Below are 17,264 nucleotides of genomic sequence, written 5' to 3'. Positions count from 1 at the left end.
CCCGCCCTCAGCGCCGCATGAGCGCCCGGAGGCTCCGGGTGACCTCGGCGGGGTCCTCCTCGGCCATGAAGTGACCGCAGGTGACCGTGGCGTGGTGCAGGTCGGCCGCCCAGGGCGACCACAGGGCGGCGGCCTCGAAGCCGAGGGCCGCGCCCCAGTCCTGCTGGAGCACGGTGACCGGCATCCGCAGCCGGTTGCCCGCCGCCCGGTCAGCCTGGTCGTGCTCGATGTCGATACCGGCGGAGGCGCGGTAGTCGGCGACGATCGAGGGCACCGCTTCCCGGCAGGCCCTGAGGTACGCGGCCCGGATGTCGTCGGGAACGGCACCCGAGGAGCCGCTCCACAGGTCGAGGAAGTACCCGAAGAACGCGTCGGGGGCGGCGGCGATCATCTGCTCGGGCAGGCCCGGCGGCTGGGCCATGAGATAGAGGTGGAAGCCGACGGCCGCGCCGACCCCGTGCATCACGTCCCACATGTCGAGGGTCGGCAGCACGTCGAGGGAGGCCAGGTGTGTGACGCGGCCGGGGTGGTCGAGGCCGGTACGGAAGGCGACGAGGGCGCCCCGGTCGTGTCCCGCGAGCGCGAACCGTTCGTGTCCCAGGGCTCCGGCCAGGGCGACGACGTCCGCCGCCATGGTGCGCTTGGAGTAGACGGTGCCGTCCGTGTCGAGAGGCTTGTCGCTGTCCCCGTAGCCACGCAGATCGGGGCAGATCACGGTGTGGTCGGCCGCGAGATCGGCGGCCACGTGCCGCCACATCAGATGGGTCTGCGGAAAGCCGTGCAGCAGGACGATCGCCGGGCCCGAACCCATGACGGCGGTGTTCAGGGCGACCCCGTCCGCGACGGTGATCCGCCGGTAGTCGAAGCCGGTGCCGGTGGGTGTCATGATCAGACTCTTTTCTCGCGACGAGCAGGTGTCTCCACCCTGGGTGCCGCGGATGAGCATCCGATGAGCGACCGCTAGCGTGACCAGGCACAGGAAAGAAAGCAGGTCATGGGCAGTGAGCGTCTCGTTCGGGATTCTGGGGCCGGTGGTCGCCTGGGACGGCGGGGCGGTCCCGCTCGACCTGAAGGGACCCCGCCACCGTGCGGTACTGGCCCGGCTGGTCATCGCCCAAGGACGCGTCGTCCCGGTCACGCGCCTGGTCGAGGACCTGTGGACAGAGCCCCCGGCGGGCGGGGTCGGCGCCGTACGCACCTTCGTGTCCGCGCTGCGGCGCGCTCTCGAACCCGAGCGTCCGCCCCGCGCCCCGGCCCGGCTGCTGGTCACCGAAGGACCGGGGTACGCCCTGCGGGCCGAGCCCGGCGCCGTCGACGGCCGGCGGTTCGAGGACGCGCTCGCCGACACCGCCGCGCTGCCGCCCCGTGAGGCGCTGCCCCGGCTGGACGAGGCCCTCGGCACCTGGCGGGGGCCCGCCCTCGCCGACTTCGCCGAGGAGGAATGGGCCCGGGCCGAGCGCGCCCGCCTGGGGGAGCTGAGGCTGCACGCCGTGGAGCGGCGGGGCGAGGCCCGGCTGGCCCTGGGGCAGGCGGCCCGTGCGGTGGCGGACCTGGACGCCCACGTGGCGGAGCACCCCTGGCGCGAGGAGGGGTGGCGGCTGCTGGCCCTCGCGCTGTACCGCAGCGGCCGGCAGGGCGACGCGCTGGCCGTACTGCGCCGGGCGCGTGGACTCCTGGTCGACCGGCTCGGGCTCGAACCCGGTACGGCGCTGCGCCGGCTGGAGGCGGACATCCTCACCCAGGAACACCGCCTGGAACCGGACACCTCCGCCGAGCAGGTATGGGCCGGCGCCGCGGCCGACTACGACCGCACCGTGCGGCACGGGTCCCGGGCACGGCTGGAGTCGGCCGTCGGGCTGCTGCGCAACCTCGCCGTGACCGGCGGCGGCGGCCTGGAGGCCGCCCGCCGCCACCGTTCGGCCACCGTCACGGCCGCCGAGGAGCTGGGCGACGCGGAGCTGACCGCCCGCGTGATCGGCGCCTACGACGTACCGGCGATCTGGACCCGTGTCGACGACCCGCAGCACGCGGCGGACGTGGTCGCGGCGGCCGAGCGCACGCTGAAGGACCTCCCGCCCGGGCGGCACGAGGCCGCGCGAGCCCGACTGCTGGCCACGATCGCCCTGGAGTCGCGGGGTACCCGGTCGGCCCGGGGGCCCCAGGCCGCCCGGCAGGCGGAACACATCGCACGGCGCCTGGACGACCCGGCCCTGCTGGCGTTCGCCCTCAACGGCGTCTTCATGCAGACCTTCCACCGAGCGGGCCTCTCCCCACGCCGCGACGCGACGGGGGCCGAACTCGTCGCCCTCTCCGGCCGGCACGACCTGCCCACCTACACGGTGCTCGGCCACCTCGTCCGCATGCAGGCGCGCGGCGCGCTGGCCGACTTCGAGGGAGCCGAGGAACACGCGACGGCGGTCGACCGCCTGGCCGCACACCACGAACTCCCGCTCGCCGGGGTGTTCACCACGTGGTTCCGCGCCCTGCGCCTCGCCGCGACCGGGCCCGAACAGGCGGCGGAGGAGGCGTACAGGGACGCGGCCGCCCAGCTCGACGGCGTCGGCATGCCCGGCCTCGAAGAAGGCCTGCTCCCGCTGGCCCTGCTCTGCCTGCGCGTCCGGCACGGCCGGCCCGCGCCGGACGGCACCTCCACGGACTGGGGGCCCTACGCACCCTGGGCCACGCCCCTCGTCCTGCTCGCGCGGGACGCGCCCGACCGGGCGGCCGCACACCTGCGCCGACTGCCCGACCCGCCTCCCGGCCTGCTCCTCGAAGCGCTGTGGTGCCTCACGGCACAGGCGGCCATCGCCGTGTCGGACCGGGCCACGATGGAGCGAGCCGCCCGCGCGCTCGCCCCGGCGAAGGCGGAGGAGGGCGGCGCCGGCGGACTGCTCACCGCCGGGCCCGTCGCACGTCACCTCGCCGAACTCGCCGCCGCGCTCCGCGACGCGCCGTAGGAAGGCCCCGAGCGGTCCGTGAGCCGGGCGCCCCCGGACGGATCCCGTGCCCACCGACGACGGAGCCTGCGAGCAGGCGGACGGCACCGGCTCCACCGACGCGGCGGTGGCAGGCAACCCCTGACCGGAGCCGGACGCCCGTCAGGCCGGGTCGTCCGCCGGGGGCCCGCCGGGTGCGGGATGCTCCGGTTCGGAGGTGTCCCGGACGGGCGTGTCCTCGACACGGGAGCCGGGGGCGCTGCGGTTGGCGGCGGCGGGGCTGTGCGCGTGCTGCCGCGGTGGCTCGTCCTCCGTCCCCGCGGGCGGGATGCGCAGCGCCAGCAGCGCGACGTCGTCCCCGCTGGGCCCGATACGGGCGAGGAGCTCGTCGAGGAACTCCTCGATGTCGCGGCGGGCCAGGGCGGCCGCGTGCCGGCGCAGTGTCGCGAGACCGGCCTCGATGTCACGGGAGCGGCTCTCGACGAGGCCGTCGGTGTAGAGCAGGAGCGTGGACCGGGCCGGAAGGTCCGCGTGCGCGTTCGGCCAGCCCAGACCCATGTGCAGGGCGGAGCTGAGACCGAGCAGCGGGCCGTGGCCTTCCTCCAGGAAACGGGTGTGGCCGTCCGCAGTGATCAGGAGGGGCGGAGGGTGCCCGGCGTTGACCCAGTGCAGCCGCCAGGGCCCTTCCTCCGGGCCCTCGATACGGGAGAAGACACAGGTGGCCATCGGCGCGTCGCTGGTGTGGGTCATGGCCTCGTCCAGGCGGCGCATGATCAGGCTGGGCGGTTCCGTACGGTCCCACGCCAGGGCACGCAACATGTTGCGGACCTCGGCCATGTGCGCGGCGGCCTTCAGGTCGTGCCCCACCACGTCCCCGATCACCATCGTCAGGACGCCGTCGCCGAGCAGGAACGAGTCGTACCAGTCCCCGCCGATCTCGGCGGCGCTCTGGGCGGGCAGGTAGCGGGCCGCCATCCTCAGGTTGCCGACCTGCGGCAGCGGGGTGAGGAGCTGGCGCTGCATCGTCTCCGCCACGTGGCGCTGCTGCTCGAAGAGTTCGGCACCCTCCATCACCAGCCCGGCCCGCCGGGCCAGGTCCGCCAGTACGAGGAGTTCGGCCTCGGAGTAGGAGGACCCGGGTGCGGTGCGGGCCACCGTCAGCGCGCCGAACACCTGCCGCCGGGTGTGCAGCGGCACCACGACGGCACTGGTGCCGCCCAGACGCTCGAAGAGCTCCCGGTGGGCGACGTCGAGGGGCGCCTCCGGCCGCTCCGCGAGCGCGTCCGCGTCCAGGACGACGGGCTGCGCGCTCCGCAGTGCCCGTGCCAGCGCCGAGCGGGAGGACTCCGGGAGCGGCGGCAGCGGGCCCGTGAGCGACCGGGCCGCCGCGTGGCCACCGAGGGCGTGCACGGCGACGCGCTGCAACTCGCCCGTCTGCCCCGGCGTACGGACGTCCACCGCCGCCCAGTCACCCATGTCCGGCACCAGCAGTCCGGCCAGCCGGTTGAGCATGTTGGACATGTCCATGGTGGAGATCAGGACCGTGGAGACCTCGGCCACCATGGACAGCCGGGCGGTGAGCCCCTCCAGGGCCGCCAGGTGGGCCGCGGTCTGCTGGGCGGCGTCACGGTGCAGGCTGAAGTCGTGGAAGACGATCACCGCGCCCTCCGTGGCACCGTCGTGCCGCAGCGGGGTGGCCGCCCAGATGATCGGCAGGAGGCTGCCGTCCCCCCGCAGCAGGAACTCCTCGCTCCCCTCGTTGGGCTGGCCGTCGTCGAGCACGGTCAGCATGGGGCACCGGCCCCGCGGCACCTCGCCGCCGTCCGACCCCCGGTGCAGCAGATCGTGCATGTCCGAGCCGAGCAGGTTCTCGCGCGAACGGCCGAGGAGCCGCCGCGCACGCGGGTTCGCCGTGGTGAGCCGGCCGGTGGGGTCGATGACGAAGACCCCCGCCCCCAGGCTGTCGAACACGGCCCGCATGAAACCGATCTCCGGCGCGCTGTCCTCGCCGTTCACCGGGCGGCTCCCGCCGGGACCGCCCCGGTGCCCCCATGGGCTCCTCCGCCCGCCGGAGCGCCGGGGGACGGCGCCCCGGCGGGCGGTACGCGGTCCGCCGCGCGGGAAGCGGTCTGGGAGGTCATGCGCTCATGCCCTTCCGGTTCGGGGTCGGAGCGCGGACGTGCCGTCCGGCGGGGGAGCCGGGCCGGCACCCGCGGCACCGCTGCCTGAGCCCCATCATTCATCCGCCCGGCCGTCCCCGCCGCTCGGGACACCCCGGGGGACGGCCCTCACCGGCCTCCCGGAACAGGCCCGCCGGCCAGGATCAGGCGTGGAAGCCGTTGCACGCGACGGAGGTGTACTCGGTGGGCCCGCCCTCGACGTGGTACAGCACCACCGTCCAGTCCCCACGGTCGTCACCCACCGGCAGTGCCTCGACCGTCCGGTCGGCGAAGTGGCCCCGGAAGTCGTCGGGGTAGCGGAAGGAGAGGGTGCCGTCGGGGGACCCGCCGGAGAAGATGTCCACCGGCTTGCTGGTGAAGCCGATGCCCTCGCTGACGGCCTCGGTGGGCCGGCCCGTGGCCCGGTCGGTGCCGTGCGGGGGCCGCACTCCCACCGCCACGTAGTAGGGCGCCCGCTCGCCCTTCGCGGCCTTCCCCGGTCGCAGGGTCACCGTCGCCGTGTCCGACCCCGTGGTGTGCCCGACGGAAGACTGGAGGTTCCCGGGCAGACCGGTCGCCACGGACAGCCGGCTCAGGTCGCAGGAGCCCATGCCCTGGGCGGCCTCGGCCGGATCCTCGGACAGCGTCCAGCGGTCCTGCGAGACACGGTCGTCGACGATGTGGTCCGGTGGGCCGGCGGAGGCGCCGCCGGTGGGCTTTGGGGACACGGCCGTGCCGCCGGTGGGCGAGGCCGCCCCGGATCCGCCCCCACCGGTGTCCCCGCCGTCCGGTTCCGACAGCTGCCAGGCCGTCACCGCGACGGCGCCCGCCACCGCGCAGGCCAGCGCCGCCCGGAGCCCCCGGCGCCGCGCACGCCCGGCCCGGTCGTAGGGGGTCGGGCCCAGGTCGCTCCCGGGCGGGACGGACGCGTCCTCCGGCGGTGCGGGCGCGTCCTCGGACGGTGCGGGCGCCCGGCCCGTCGCCGGGTGGCCCGGCAGGAGCGCGGTGGCCGCGAGCCCTCCCGCGGGCACGGGCCTGTCGGCCCGCTCCAGCGCCAGCGCACGGTAGTGAGGGTCCATCGCGAGGGCCGAGTCCACCGCGCACCGCGCGATCACCGTCGCCGGGTCCGGCCGGTGCGCGGGGTCCTTGGCGACGCAGTCCCGGATCAGGGCGGCGAGCGAGGGCTCCACCCCGGCGAGGTCGATGTCCTCGTGCACGGCCCGGTAACTCACCACCGCCGGGTCGCCGGTGCCGTACGGAGGGCGGCCCGTCGCCGTGTACGCGAGCGTGGCCCCCAGCGCGAAGACGTCCGCCGCCGGCCCCGCCTCGTTGAACCGCACCACCTCCGGCGCGGCGAACCCCGGGGTCCCCGACGCCATCCCCTCACGGGTGAGCACCGTCTGGTCGAGGCCCCGGGCGATCCCGAAGTCGATCAGCTGCGGTCCCTGCGGGGCGAGGATCACGTTCTGCGGCTTGAGGTCCCGGTGGGTGACCCCGTGCGCGTGCACGGCCACCAGGCCCTCGGCGAGCGCGGCGAGCAGCCGTACGGCGCTGCCGGGCGGGAGGGGCCCGGCCGCCTCCACCGCCTGGCGCAGCGTGGGCCCCGCGACGTACTCGGTGGCCAGCCAGTAGGGCGGGGTGTCGAGCGAGGCGTCGACCAGCTGCGCGGTGCAGTTGCCGCGCACGGTCCGGACGGTGGCGACCTCCCGCCGGAACCGGGCCAGGGCCTCAGGGTGATCACTGATCTCGGCACGGATCACCTTCACCGCGACCAGGCGCCCGCCCGGGGACCGGCCGAGGAACACCAGTCCCATGCCGCCCGCGCCCAGCCGGGCGAGGAGCGCGTAAGCGCCGATGTGCGAGGGGTCCTGGGGCCGAAGCTCGTCCACGCGGACGACTCTGCCACACCGCTCACCCGCCCGACCCGGTGTATCCGCAAACCTGCACGGCCGACGCGGTCCGCCCCCTGAGCGGCACGGCCGCACCGCGCCGTCGCCGCCGTCACGGGATGCGGGGCGGCCGGAACGAATCGAGGATGCCAAAGAGGGAACGAGGCGTTTGGGCCGGTTCCACGAACCGAGAAGCGACACAGCGACATCTCGAGGGAGACGAACACCGATGGCACCTCAGCAACCCTCTTCCGGCATCACCGCATCCCGCGACCCCGGGCTCGCCCGTCCGGTGGCCGACGAGGCGGGGTGGAGCGAGGTGGACCTGCGCGCGGTGGACACCGTCCGGGTGCTGGCCGCCGACGCCGTGCAGAAGACCGGCAACGGACACCCCGGTACGGCCATGAGCCTGGCCCCCCTCGCCTACCTGCTCTTCCAGCAGGTCATGCGACACGACCCCACCGACGACCAGTGGCTGGGCAGGGACCGTTTCGTCCTGTCCTGCGGTCACACCAGCCTCACCCTCTACATCCAGCTCTACCTGGCCGGCTACGGCCTGGAGATGAAGGACCTGGAGGCCCTGCGGACCTGGGGTTCGGCGACCCCCGGACACCCGGAGTACCGGCACACCCGGGGCGTGGAGATCACCACCGGCCCGCTGGGCCAGGGCATGGGCTCCGCCGTCGGCATGGCGATGGCGGGACGCCGCGAACGCGGCCTCCTCGACCCGGACGCGGCGCCGGGCACCAGCCCCTTCGACCACCACGTGTACGTGCTGGCCTCCGACGGCGACATGATGGAGGGCGTCGCGTCCGAGGCCGCGTCCCTGGCCGGTCACCAGCAGCTCGGCAACCTCGTGGCGTTCTACGACTCGAACCACATCTCCATCGAGGACGACACCGACATCTCCTTCAGCGAGGACGTCCCGGCCCGCTACGCCGCGTACGGCTGGCACGTGCAGACGGTGGACTGGATGCGCACGGGGGACTACGTCGAGGACGTCGACGCGCTGCTGGCCGCCGTCGAGGCGGCCAAGCGGGAGCGGTCCCGGCCGTCCCTGATCATGCTGCGTACCATCATCGGCTGGCCCGCCCCCACCAAGCGGAACACCGGCAAGGCCCACGGCTCGGCCCTCGGCGACGAGGAGGTCGCGGGCACCAAGCGGCTCCTCGGCTTCGACCCGGAGGTGTCCTTCGCCGTCGAGGACGAGGTCCTGGCCCACACCCGCGAGGTCAAGGAGCGCGGCCGGGCGGCACGGGAGCGCTGGACACCGCGGTACGAGGACTGGCGGAAGGCCAACCCCGAGCGTGCCCGCCTGCTCGACCGGCTGACGGAGCAGAAGCTGCCCGACGGCTGGACGGACGCCCTGCCCGTGTTCGCCGCCGACCCGAAGGGCATGGCCACCCGCAAGGCGTCCGGCGAGGTGCTCACCGCCCTCGCCCCGGTGCTGCCGGAGCTGTGGGGCGGCTCCGCGGACCTGGCCGGCAGCAACAACACCACCATGGAGGGCGAGCCGTCCTTCATCCCGGAGAACCGCCAGACCGAGGAGTTCTCCGGCAACCCCTACGGCCGGACCCTCCACTTCGGCATCCGCGAACACGCCATGGGCGCCGTACTCAACGGCATCGCCCTGCAGAGCCTGACGCGGCCCTACGGCGGCACCTTCCTGACGTTCAGCGACTACATGCGGCCCGCCGTCCGCCTCGCCGCCCTGATGAACCTCCCGGTCACCTACGTCTGGACCCACGACTCGATCGGCCTCGGCGAGGACGGCCCCACCCACCAGCCCGTCGAGCACCTCGCCGCACTGCGCGCGATCCCCGGCCTGGACGTCGTACGCCCGGCCGACGCCAACGAGACCACCGTCTGCTGGCGGATGGCCCTGGAGCACACCGACCGCCCCACCGGACTCGTCCTGACCCGCCAGAACCTGCCGGTGCTCGACCGCGAGGACGGCACCCTCGCGTCCGCCGAGGGCGCGGCCCGCGGCGCGTACGTGCTGGCCGGGGGGTCCGAGCCCGAGCCCGACGTCATCCTGGTGGCGACGGGCTCCGAGGTGCACATCGCCCTGGAGGCCCGGGCGGCTCTCACCGGCGAGGGGCTGGCCGTCCGGGTGGTCTCCATGCCCTGCCGTGAATGGTTCGCCGAACAGCCCCTGTCCTACCAGGACGAGGTGCTGCCGCCCGCCGTGCGTGCCCGGGTCAGCGTCGAGGCCGCCGTCGGTCAGGGCTGGCGCGAGGTGGTCGGCGACGCGGGCCGCATCGTGAGCCTCGAACGCTACGGCGCCTCCGCCGACTACGAGCGGCTCTACAAGGAGTTCGGCATCACCGCCGAAGCCGTCGCGGCGGCCGCGCGCGACAGCATCCGCGACGCCACCGAGCCGACCCGGCCCGGGGGCCGTCGCGGAGAGGCGGGCTGAGCGCGCCGCCGCACCGACCGCACGGCCCCCGCCGGACGAAGGTGTCCGGCGGGGGCCGTTTGTGTCCCTCCGGCCGACGGCCCGTCCAGTCATCCGATGAAAGCTGTGCACGACCCTTCTCCAGGAAAGGGGGCGACGCTACGATCACGGTGTTCTGGGAGCGCTCCCATGTGTATGCCATGCCCTCCACCGCCCCTGCGGCGGTCCAGTCCGGAGAGGACGCTCCCGTGCGTTCAAGCCCCAGACCCTTCGCCGCCCTGCTGGCGGCGCTCGCCCTGACCGCAGGGTTGTCACTCATCGGAACCCCTGCCGTGGCGCGCTCCGACGAGGCACCTGCTGCGACAGAAGCATCGGATGTGTCCATAGCCGCGGACACCTACACCTGGAAGAACGCCCGGATCGACGGCGGCGGCTTCGTCCCCGGGATCGTCTTCAACCGGTCCGAGAAGAACCTCGCCTACGCCCGGACCGACATCGGCGGCGCCTACCGCTGGGACCAGTCCGGCAAGCAGTGGAAGCCCCTGCTGGACTGGGTGGACTGGGACCGCTGGGGCTGGACGGGCGTGGTGAGCCTCGCCTCCGACACGGTCGACCCCGACAACGTGTACGCCGCCGTGGGGACGTACACCAACAGCTGGGACCCGACCGACGGCGCGGTCCTGCGCTCCTCGGACCGGGGCGCCTCCTGGAAGGCGGCCACCCTCCCGTTCAAGCTCGGCGGCAACATGCCCGGACGCGGCATGGGGGAGCGGCTCGCGGTCGACCCGAACAAGAACTCCGTGCTCTACCTGGGCGCGCCCAGCGGCAACGGCCTCTGGCGGTCCACCGACGCGGGAGTCAGCTGGTCCGAGGTGACGGCCTTCCCCAACCCCGGGAACTACGCGCAGGACCCGTCGGACACCAGCGGCTACGGCAACGACAACCAGGGCATCGTCTGGGTGACCTTCGACGAGCGTTCCGGCAGCGCGGGCAGCGCCACCCAGGACATCTACGTCGGGGTCGCCGACAAGGAGAACACCGTCTACCGCTCCACGGACGGCGGCGCCACCTGGTCGCGGATCCCGGGCCAGCCCACCGGCTACCTCGCGCACAAGGGCGTACTCGACTCCGCGACCGGCCACCTCTATCTGACGCTGAGCGACACGGGCGGCCCCTACGACGGCGGCAAGGGCCGGATCTGGCGGTACGACACGGCGTCCGGCGCCTGGCAGGACGTCAGCCCGGTGGCGGAGGCCGACGCCTACTACGGCTTCAGCGGGCTCTCCGTGGACCGGCAGAAGCCCGGCACCCTGATGGCCACCGCCTACAGCTCCTGGTGGCCCGACACCCAGATCTTCCGCTCCACGGACAGCGGTGCCACCTGGACCCAGGCCTGGGACTACACCGGCTACCCGAACCGCTCCAACCGCTACACGCTGGACGTCTCCTCCGTGCCGTGGCTCTCCTGGGGCGCTTCCCCCGCACCGCCCGAGACCGCCCCGAAGCTGGGCTGGATGACGGAGGCGCTGGAGATCGACCCGTTCGACTCGGACCGGATGATGTACGGCACCGGAGCGACGGTCTACGGCACCGAGGACCTCACGTCCTGGGACTCCGGCGGCACGTTCAGGATCACCCCCATGGTGAAGGGGATCGAGGAGACGGCCGTCAACGACCTGGCCAGCCCGCCCTCCGGGGCACCGTTGCTGAGCGCACTCGGTGACATCGGGGGCTTCCGGCACACCGACCTCGACGCCGTGCCGGACCTGATGTACACCTCCCCGAACCTCGACTCGACCACCAGCCTGGACTTCGCGGAGAGCTCGCCCGGCACGGTCGTCCGGGTCGGCAACTCCGACGCCGCGCCCCACATCGGCTTCTCCACCGACAACGGGGCCAACTGGTTCCAGGGCTCGGAGCCTTCGGGCGTCACCGGCGGCGGCACGGTCGCGGCGGCGGCGGACGGCAGCGGCTTCGTGTGGAGCCCGGAGGGCGCGGGCGTCCACCACACCACCGGCTTCGGCACCTCCTGGACCGCCTCCACCGGCATCCCGGCCGGTGCCACGGTCGAGTCCGACCGGAAGAACCCCGAGAAGTTCTACGGATTCGAGGCGGGCACCTTCTACGTCTCGACCGACGGCGGGGCGACCTTCACCGCCGAGGCCACCGGGCTGCCCGCCGAGGGCAACGTCCGCTTCCAGGCACTGCCCGGGACGGAGGGCGACATCTGGCTCGCGGGCGGCTCCGACACCGGGGCGTACGGTCTGTGGCGCTCCACCGACTCCGGGGCGACGTTCACGAAGTCCGCCGGCGTCGAGCAGGCGGACAGCGTGGGCTTCGGCAAGGCCGCCCCGGGCGCCTCGTACCGGACGGTGTTCGTCAGCGCGAAGATCGGCGGGGTGCGCGGCATCTTCCGGTCCACCGACGCCGGGGCGAGCTGGACCAGGATCAACGACGACGCCCACCAGTGGGGCTGGACCGGCGCCGCGATCACGGGCGACCCCAGGGTCTACGGGCGCGTCTACGTCTCCACCAACGGGCGCGGGATCCAGGTGGGCGAGACCTCCGACAGCGGCGGCGGAGGCACGGACCCCGGCACCGATCCCGGCACCGATCCCGGCACCGATCCCGGTCCGGAGCAGCCCGCGGACGCCGCCTGTGCGGTGACGTACGCGGTCACCAACCAGTGGCCGGGCGGCTTCCAGGCCGATGTGACGGTCACCAACACGGGTGACGCCGCGTACAACGGCTGGAAGCTCGGCTGGTCGTTCCCCGGCGGGCAGCAGATCAGCCAGATCTGGAACGCCTCGCACCGGCAGGACGGGGTGAAGGTCACCGTCACGGACGCCGGCTGGAACGGCACGGTGGCGCCCGGCTCGTCGGCGGGCTTCGGCTTCACCGGCAGTTGGGCGGGGAGCAACGCCGAACCGGCCGCCTTCACCCTGGACGGCCAGGCCTGCACCGTGGGCTGACCCCTCCGGCACGCACGCGGGGCCCGGCAGTCGCCGCCGGGCCCCGCACGACTTGACGGGCTGTCAGGGAGCGTACGTCCGCACGTAGTCGAAGTCGGCCACCGCCCCCGACCGGTTCAGGGAGACCAGCCCGATCCGCAGATCGCCCCGCGCCGGGAGCGTCCAGACACCGCCGGGCGACCAGTGCGCACCGTCCCGGCTGGTGGAAGCCCTGACCTCGTGCTCCTGATGCGCGGTGTCACGGTGGTAGGCCAGCCGCAGCCACATGGTGTCCGCCGTGGGGCCGCCGAACATGGGGGCGTTGGCGACGGCGGTCGGCGGGGTGGTGGTCGGCCGCTCGCCCTCCTTGCCGAACTCGCTCACGTGCAGCACCGCCCCGTCGCCGTTGGTGAGCGGCAGCACCGAGTGGACCAGCTTGAACCAGCGGTCGTCGTTCTCGTACAGCACCAGCCCGGCCTGCTGGGCCGCCTGGGCGGGCGCGAACCGCAGCTTCGTCTCGACCGTGAAGTCCCCCGGCGGGGCGTCCCGCAGGAGCACAGAGGCGCTGTTGTCGCCGAGATACAGCTCCGCGTCCTGGGTCGGCCAGGACAGCGAACCGCCCGTCGCCCGCACCCCGGAGGCCGGGCCGCGTACCCACCGCCAGGGCGAACCCTCCGTCGTACCCGGGACGGTCGCCGCGTCGAACTCGTCGCTGAACGCGGGCAGCGGCCTGCCCGGACCCGCCTGCGGTACCCGCGAGACCACCGGCCGGTACAGCGCCGCCGCCCCCACGTTGTCCGCCGCCGCGCCGGCACCCCGTGCCGCCGCGCCGACCGCGCCCTCACGGACGGCCCCGGCGGGCAGCACCCGGTCCTGGACGGCCACCGGGTCCCGCAGCCGGTCGCCGGTCACCTCGACCGTCATCCGGGTGCCCCGCACCTCCACCGACACGGTGTGCCAGGTGTCCCACGAGAAACCGGCCGGCAGCGCGGTCACCCGCTCGCCGCGGCTCGCACCGCCCACCCGCACGTCGGTGACCAGGGCGCCGCGGGCGCGGTCGAGCCAGGCCACCACCCGGTTGCCCGCGTCCTTGTGGGCGACCGTCAGCCCGGCGGCCCCGGACGGGGACGTCACCCGGAGATCCGCCTCCGCGCGCAGCGCGGCGGGCGCCCGTCCCGCGGCGAGCAGATACGCCGGGTCCGTCGCCGGACGGGCCGGCGCGTACGCCGCGTACCCGCCGGAGTCGCGGTCCGTACCGGCGGACCAGCCGGCGGGCGACGCGCCCTCGGCGCGCCAGCCGGACAGCCCTCCGCCGAAGGACCCCCCGGCAGCCCACGAGGTGACCGGGGCGGCCGTCGGACCGTCCGAGGGGCCCGCGCCCGCGCGGACGACGGGCCAGCCGCCGATCCAGTCGAGCCGGTCGATCAGCATCGGACGCCGGGTCAGCTTGAGCGAACCGTTCGACGCCGGGGCGAGATCCGGCGACTCGCTCGGGATGCCGTGGTAGACCAGCCAGTCCTGACCCGACAGATCGGTCTGGATCGCGTTGTGCCCCGGGCCGATCCACCGGTTCCCGCCGGCCGAGACGACGACACCCGCCTTGCTGGTCAGGGCCATCAGATCGGTGCCCTCGTCGTCGGTGAACGGCCCCGTGGGCGAGGTGGAGCGGCCCACCTTCACCTGGTAGCCGCTGAACGCGCCGTCGCAGCAGCCCGCGTCGGAGTAGAAGAGGTAGTAGAACCCGTCCCGCTGGACGACGAACCCGCCCTCGACGCGGCGGCCCCGCGCGACCTGGGTGACCTCGCCCTCGGTCCGGGTCCGGTCGCCGTTCATCTTCGCGACGCAGATCGTGTCGTAGCTGCCCCAGTACAGGTAGGGCGTGCCGTCGGTGTCGGTGAACTGCGCCTGGTCGATGTTGCCCGCGGGGCAGCCGCTCGGGGACGGCAGCACCGCGCCCCGGTCGCTCCACGGGCCGGTCGGGGTCGGCGCGGTCACGAGGCCCACGGTGTTGCGGCCGGGCACGGAGTAGTAGAGGTAGTACCGCCCGAACGCGTAGTGGACGTCCGGCGCCCACAGCCGCGAACCCTCCAGCCAGGCGGGACGGGTCGCCGGGGTGAAGACCTCCCCGGCGTACTCCCAGCTGACCATGTCCGCGGAACGCAGGATCGGCAGGATGCGCTCCCCGTCCTCACCCTTGCTCTGGAACACCGGGTTCTGTGTGCCGTAGGCGTACCAGAACCCGTCCTTGCCCCGGATCATCACCGGGTCGGGGAACGTGTCGACGGTGGTGCCGGTCACCGGGTTGGTGTACGTCGCCGGCGCGGCCGGGGGCCGCGGGGCGCCGTGGGAGGGCGCGGCGGCCAGGGTGCACAGCCACAGCAGGGCGGCGGCCGCCGCGGCCCACGGGCTGACGGTCCCGCGCGTGCGTCTCACGGGGCCCCCGTCCCGGCCCCGGCCGCATCCGCGTCCGGGGTCCATGTGGTGTCACCGGTCTCGAAGGCGCTGAGACTCGGGTCGTAGTCGGAGGCGCCGATGTCGTACATCGACGTCATCCAGTGGTAGAAGTTGTCACCGCGCTCCCGCAGCAGCTCGTACAGCCGCCGCGTCAGCCGGGTGCGTACCGGCGCGAACTCCGGGTGCGTGTACCGGTTGCTGAGCTCGTGCGGGTCCGCCTCGAGGTCGTACAGCTCGTTGACCGACTCCGGGTTGACGACGAGCTTGTAGCGGTCGTCGCGGATCATCCGCTGCGGGTACGGGAAGTGGTGGCCGTGGAACTCGGCGACCAGCTCGCCCGGCCACCCGGGCTCCTCACCGCGCACCAGCGGCACCAGACTGCGGCTGTCCACCGCGGGCGAGGTGTCGCAGCCCGCCAGCTCCAGCAGGGTCGCCGTGCAGTCGGTCAGGCTCACCAGCTCGTCCCGGACCTGCGGGGGCGCCCCGGGGATCCGCACGATCCCGGGGATGCGGTAGATGTCCTCGTACATCGCCGGGCCCTTGTCGTGCAGCCGGTGCGCGCCCGTGAACTCCCCGTGGTCCGCGGTGAAGAACACCGAGGTGTCCTCCCCGAGCCCCAGCTCGTCCAGGCGCGTCAGGATGCGCCCGATCTGCTCGTCGATCAGAGTCACATAACCCCAGTAGACGGCGATCAGCTTGCGCGAGGTCTCGATCGGGATGGTGTCGAAGGCCCAGTGGGCGCTGTAGTTGCGCTGCACCGGCGGTTTGCCCTCGAAGGTCTCCGCGACCGACGGCGGGAGCTCGACCAGCGCCGGGTCGTAGAGGTCGTAGTAGGCGTCGGGCAGCAGATACGGCAGATGCGGCCCGAAGAAGTGGGTGGCCAGGAAGAAGGGGCGGCCGCCCGCCGCGTACTCCTCCAGCTGTTCGATGGCCCGGGTGGCGAGGTAGTACTCGAAGGTCGCCTCCACCGGCTGGTGCAGCCGCGCGGCCAGCAGGTTCCCCGGGTTGCCGCCGGGCGCCGTGCCCCGCACCGGGTCGGAGATCCGGTACGGGGGCAGGCCGCGCTCCTCCAGGTACGCCAGGTAGTCGGGGTGGTCGACCGGGTTGTGCCAGCCCGGCAGGTCCGGGCCCTCGAAGCCGTAGGAGGCGGCGTTGCGGTGGGTGCCGCCGTGCCACTTGCCGACCAGGCCGAGGCGGTAGTCTCGCTCGGCGAGCGCGGCGGGGAAGGTGAAGGCGTCCTCCCGCAGATCCTCCAGATACCCCACGTTCCGCTCGTAGTTGGCGAGCAGCCGGTGCCGGAACGGGGCCTGCCCGGTGAGCAGGCTGGCCCGCGCCGGGGTGCAGATGGCGGTGGGTGTGTAGAACCGGTCGAACCGCGTGCCGGTCGCCGCCAGCCGGTCCAGGTTCGGGGTCGCGACATGAGGGTTCCCGTAGCAGCCGAGGGTGTCCACCCGGTGCTGGTCCGTCATGAGGAAGAGGAGATTCACTTGCCGTACGCCTCCGTGTAGAGGTCGCCCTCGTAGTACGTGGTGGAGGCCGGCGCCTTCGGGAGCTGCCCGGTGCCGACGAAGAACTCACCGAGCCCGTCCAGCCAGCCGCCGACCGTGCCGTCCTTCGTCTTGGCGACCAGTTCCCCGGTGGACAGGGTCTCCACGTTCGCCGCGTCGGCCGCCACGGCCTTGCGGTCGATCTTCAGCAGACCGGCCGCCGCGTCGACGGACTCCTCGGGGTGCGCGGCCCGCCAGTCGTTGGCCTTCTGCAGGACCTTGACGACCTTGGTGGTCAGCTCCTTGTCCGCCTTCGCGGGGCTGACGAACGCGGTCGGGAACGCCTTGTCGGTGAAGTCCGCGGTGCTCGCCACCTCCTTCAGACCGGGCTTCCTGGCCTTGATGGTGTCGATCAGCGGATACCAGAGCCCGGCGCCGTCGATCTGCCCCGACACGAACGCGGACACCACCGTGGAGGGGTCCATCGGCACCTTCTCGACGTCCTTCTCGCTCATCCCCGCCTTCTGCAGGGCCAGGTTGAGCGCCATCTCGCCCGATGTGCCCTCGGGGACGCCGACCTTCTTGCCCTTGAGGTCCTGGATCGAGTCGATGCCGGGCTGGGCGATCACCCGGTCGGCGCGCGCGAGCGTGTTGACGGCGACGACCTTGGCCTTGCCCGAGGCGGGCAGCCACATGGCGCCGGGCCCGATGTAGCCGAAGTCGAGGTCGCCCGAGCCGAGCGCCTGGATCTGCAGGGGGCCGTTGGTGAAGACCTTGTAGTCCGGCGAGAGCCCCTGCTCCTTCCACAGCCCCTGCTTGTCGGCGATGGCCAGCAGGGAGGCGCCGTTGTAGTCGCTGATGTAGCCGAAGCGGACCTTCCGGCCGCCGTCGGAGGACGAGTCTCCGGAGCAGCCGGTCACGGAGAGTGCCAGGACGGACACGGCGGCGACCGCCGTCAGGGCGCGCTGAAGTATACGCATGTCGAAGTGG

The 17,264-nt window shown here is 73.5% G+C and carries 9 protein-coding genes; 3 read left to right on the top strand and 6 right to left on the bottom strand.

What is annotated here, in order from left to right:
- Positions 1-7: 7 nt before the first annotated feature.
- Complete coding sequence (locus SACTE_RS02730; protein WP_014044499.1) at positions 8-886, bottom strand: alpha/beta hydrolase; 879 nt, start codon at positions 884-886, stop codon at positions 8-10.
- Between the two features lie 115 nt (positions 887-1,001).
- Between SACTE_RS02730 and SACTE_RS02725 the strand changes: the two genes are divergently transcribed.
- The gene (locus tag SACTE_RS02725) at positions 1,002-2,957 is read left to right on the top strand and encodes a BTAD domain-containing putative transcriptional regulator (protein WP_014044498.1); all 1,956 of its coding nucleotides are present in this window, start codon (positions 1,002-1,004) and stop codon (positions 2,955-2,957) included.
- Positions 2,958-3,098: 141 nt separating this feature from the next.
- Here the strand turns inward: SACTE_RS02725 and SACTE_RS02720 are convergent, their stop codons facing one another.
- Together SACTE_RS02720 and SACTE_RS02715 are read right to left on the bottom strand one after the other, a co-directional pair.
- On the bottom strand, positions 3,099-4,916 hold the full coding sequence (locus SACTE_RS02720; RefSeq protein WP_050986387.1) for a SpoIIE family protein phosphatase: 1,818 nt from the start codon (positions 4,914-4,916) through the stop codon (positions 3,099-3,101).
- Positions 4,917-5,259: 343 nt separating this feature from the next.
- Positions 5,260-6,984 carry a serine/threonine-protein kinase gene (locus tag SACTE_RS02715; RefSeq protein WP_014044496.1) on the bottom strand — a complete coding sequence of 575 codons (1,725 nt, stop codon included), beginning with the start codon at positions 6,982-6,984 and terminating at the stop codon, positions 5,260-5,262.
- 229 nt (positions 6,985-7,213) lie between these two features.
- Here SACTE_RS02715 and tkt point away from each other — a divergent pair, with 229 nt between their 5' ends.
- On the top strand, positions 7,214-9,403 hold the full coding sequence (tkt, locus tag SACTE_RS02710) for a transketolase (protein WP_014044495.1): 2,190 nt from the start codon (positions 7,214-7,216) through the stop codon (positions 9,401-9,403).
- A gap of 227 nt (positions 9,404-9,630) precedes the next feature.
- Positions 9,631-12,354 carry a cellulose binding domain-containing protein gene (locus SACTE_RS02705; protein WP_343236534.1) on the top strand — a complete coding sequence of 908 codons (2,724 nt, stop codon included), beginning with the start codon at positions 9,631-9,633 and terminating at the stop codon, positions 12,352-12,354.
- A 63-nt stretch (positions 12,355-12,417) separates the two neighbouring features.
- Here the strand turns inward: SACTE_RS02705 and SACTE_RS02700 are convergent, their stop codons facing one another.
- Genes SACTE_RS02700 through SACTE_RS02690 form a run of 3 tightly spaced genes read right to left on the bottom strand, consistent with a single transcriptional unit; the run spans position 12,418 to position 17,254 of the window.
- The gene (locus SACTE_RS02700) at positions 12,418-14,811 is read right to left on the bottom strand and encodes a family 43 glycosylhydrolase (protein WP_014044493.1); all 2,394 of its coding nucleotides are present in this window, start codon (positions 14,809-14,811) and stop codon (positions 12,418-12,420) included.
- On the bottom strand, positions 14,763-16,274 hold the full coding sequence (locus SACTE_RS02695; RefSeq protein ID WP_014044492.1) for a sulfatase-like hydrolase/transferase: 1,512 nt from the start codon (positions 16,272-16,274) through the stop codon (positions 14,763-14,765). The genes SACTE_RS02700 and SACTE_RS02695 overlap by 49 nt, the downstream gene beginning before the upstream one ends.
- Complete coding sequence (locus SACTE_RS02690; protein WP_014044491.1) at positions 16,271-17,254, bottom strand: aliphatic sulfonate ABC transporter substrate-binding protein; 984 nt, start codon at positions 17,252-17,254, stop codon at positions 16,271-16,273. The genes SACTE_RS02695 and SACTE_RS02690 overlap by 4 nt, the downstream gene beginning before the upstream one ends.
- Between the last annotated feature and the right edge of the window lie 10 nt (positions 17,255-17,264).

Origin of the sequence: Streptomyces sp. SirexAA-E (assembly GCF_000177195.2) — a bacterium.
Taxonomy (GTDB): domain Bacteria; phylum Actinomycetota; class Actinomycetes; order Streptomycetales; family Streptomycetaceae; genus Streptomyces; species Streptomyces flavovirens.
Note: the sequence above shows the minus strand (reverse complement) of the source record. Positions and strands in the feature narration are given on the sequence as shown.

Coding starts and splice junctions, on each gene's coding strand:
- SACTE_RS02730 (WP_014044499.1), bottom strand. CDS start 886: ATGACACCCACCGGCACCGGCTTCGACTACCGGCGGATCACCGTCGCG.
- SACTE_RS02720 (WP_050986387.1), bottom strand. CDS start 4,916: ATGCGGGCCGTGTTCGACAGCCTGGGGGCGGGGGTCTTCGTCATCGAC.
- tkt (WP_014044495.1), top strand. CDS start 7,214: ATGGCACCTCAGCAACCCTCTTCCGGCATCACCGCATCCCGCGACCCC.
- SACTE_RS02700 (WP_014044493.1), bottom strand. CDS start 14,811: ATGGACCCCGGACGCGGATGCGGCCGGGGCCGGGACGGGGGCCCCGTG.
- SACTE_RS02690 (WP_014044491.1), bottom strand. CDS start 17,254: ATGCGTATACTTCAGCGCGCCCTGACGGCGGTCGCCGCCGTGTCCGTC.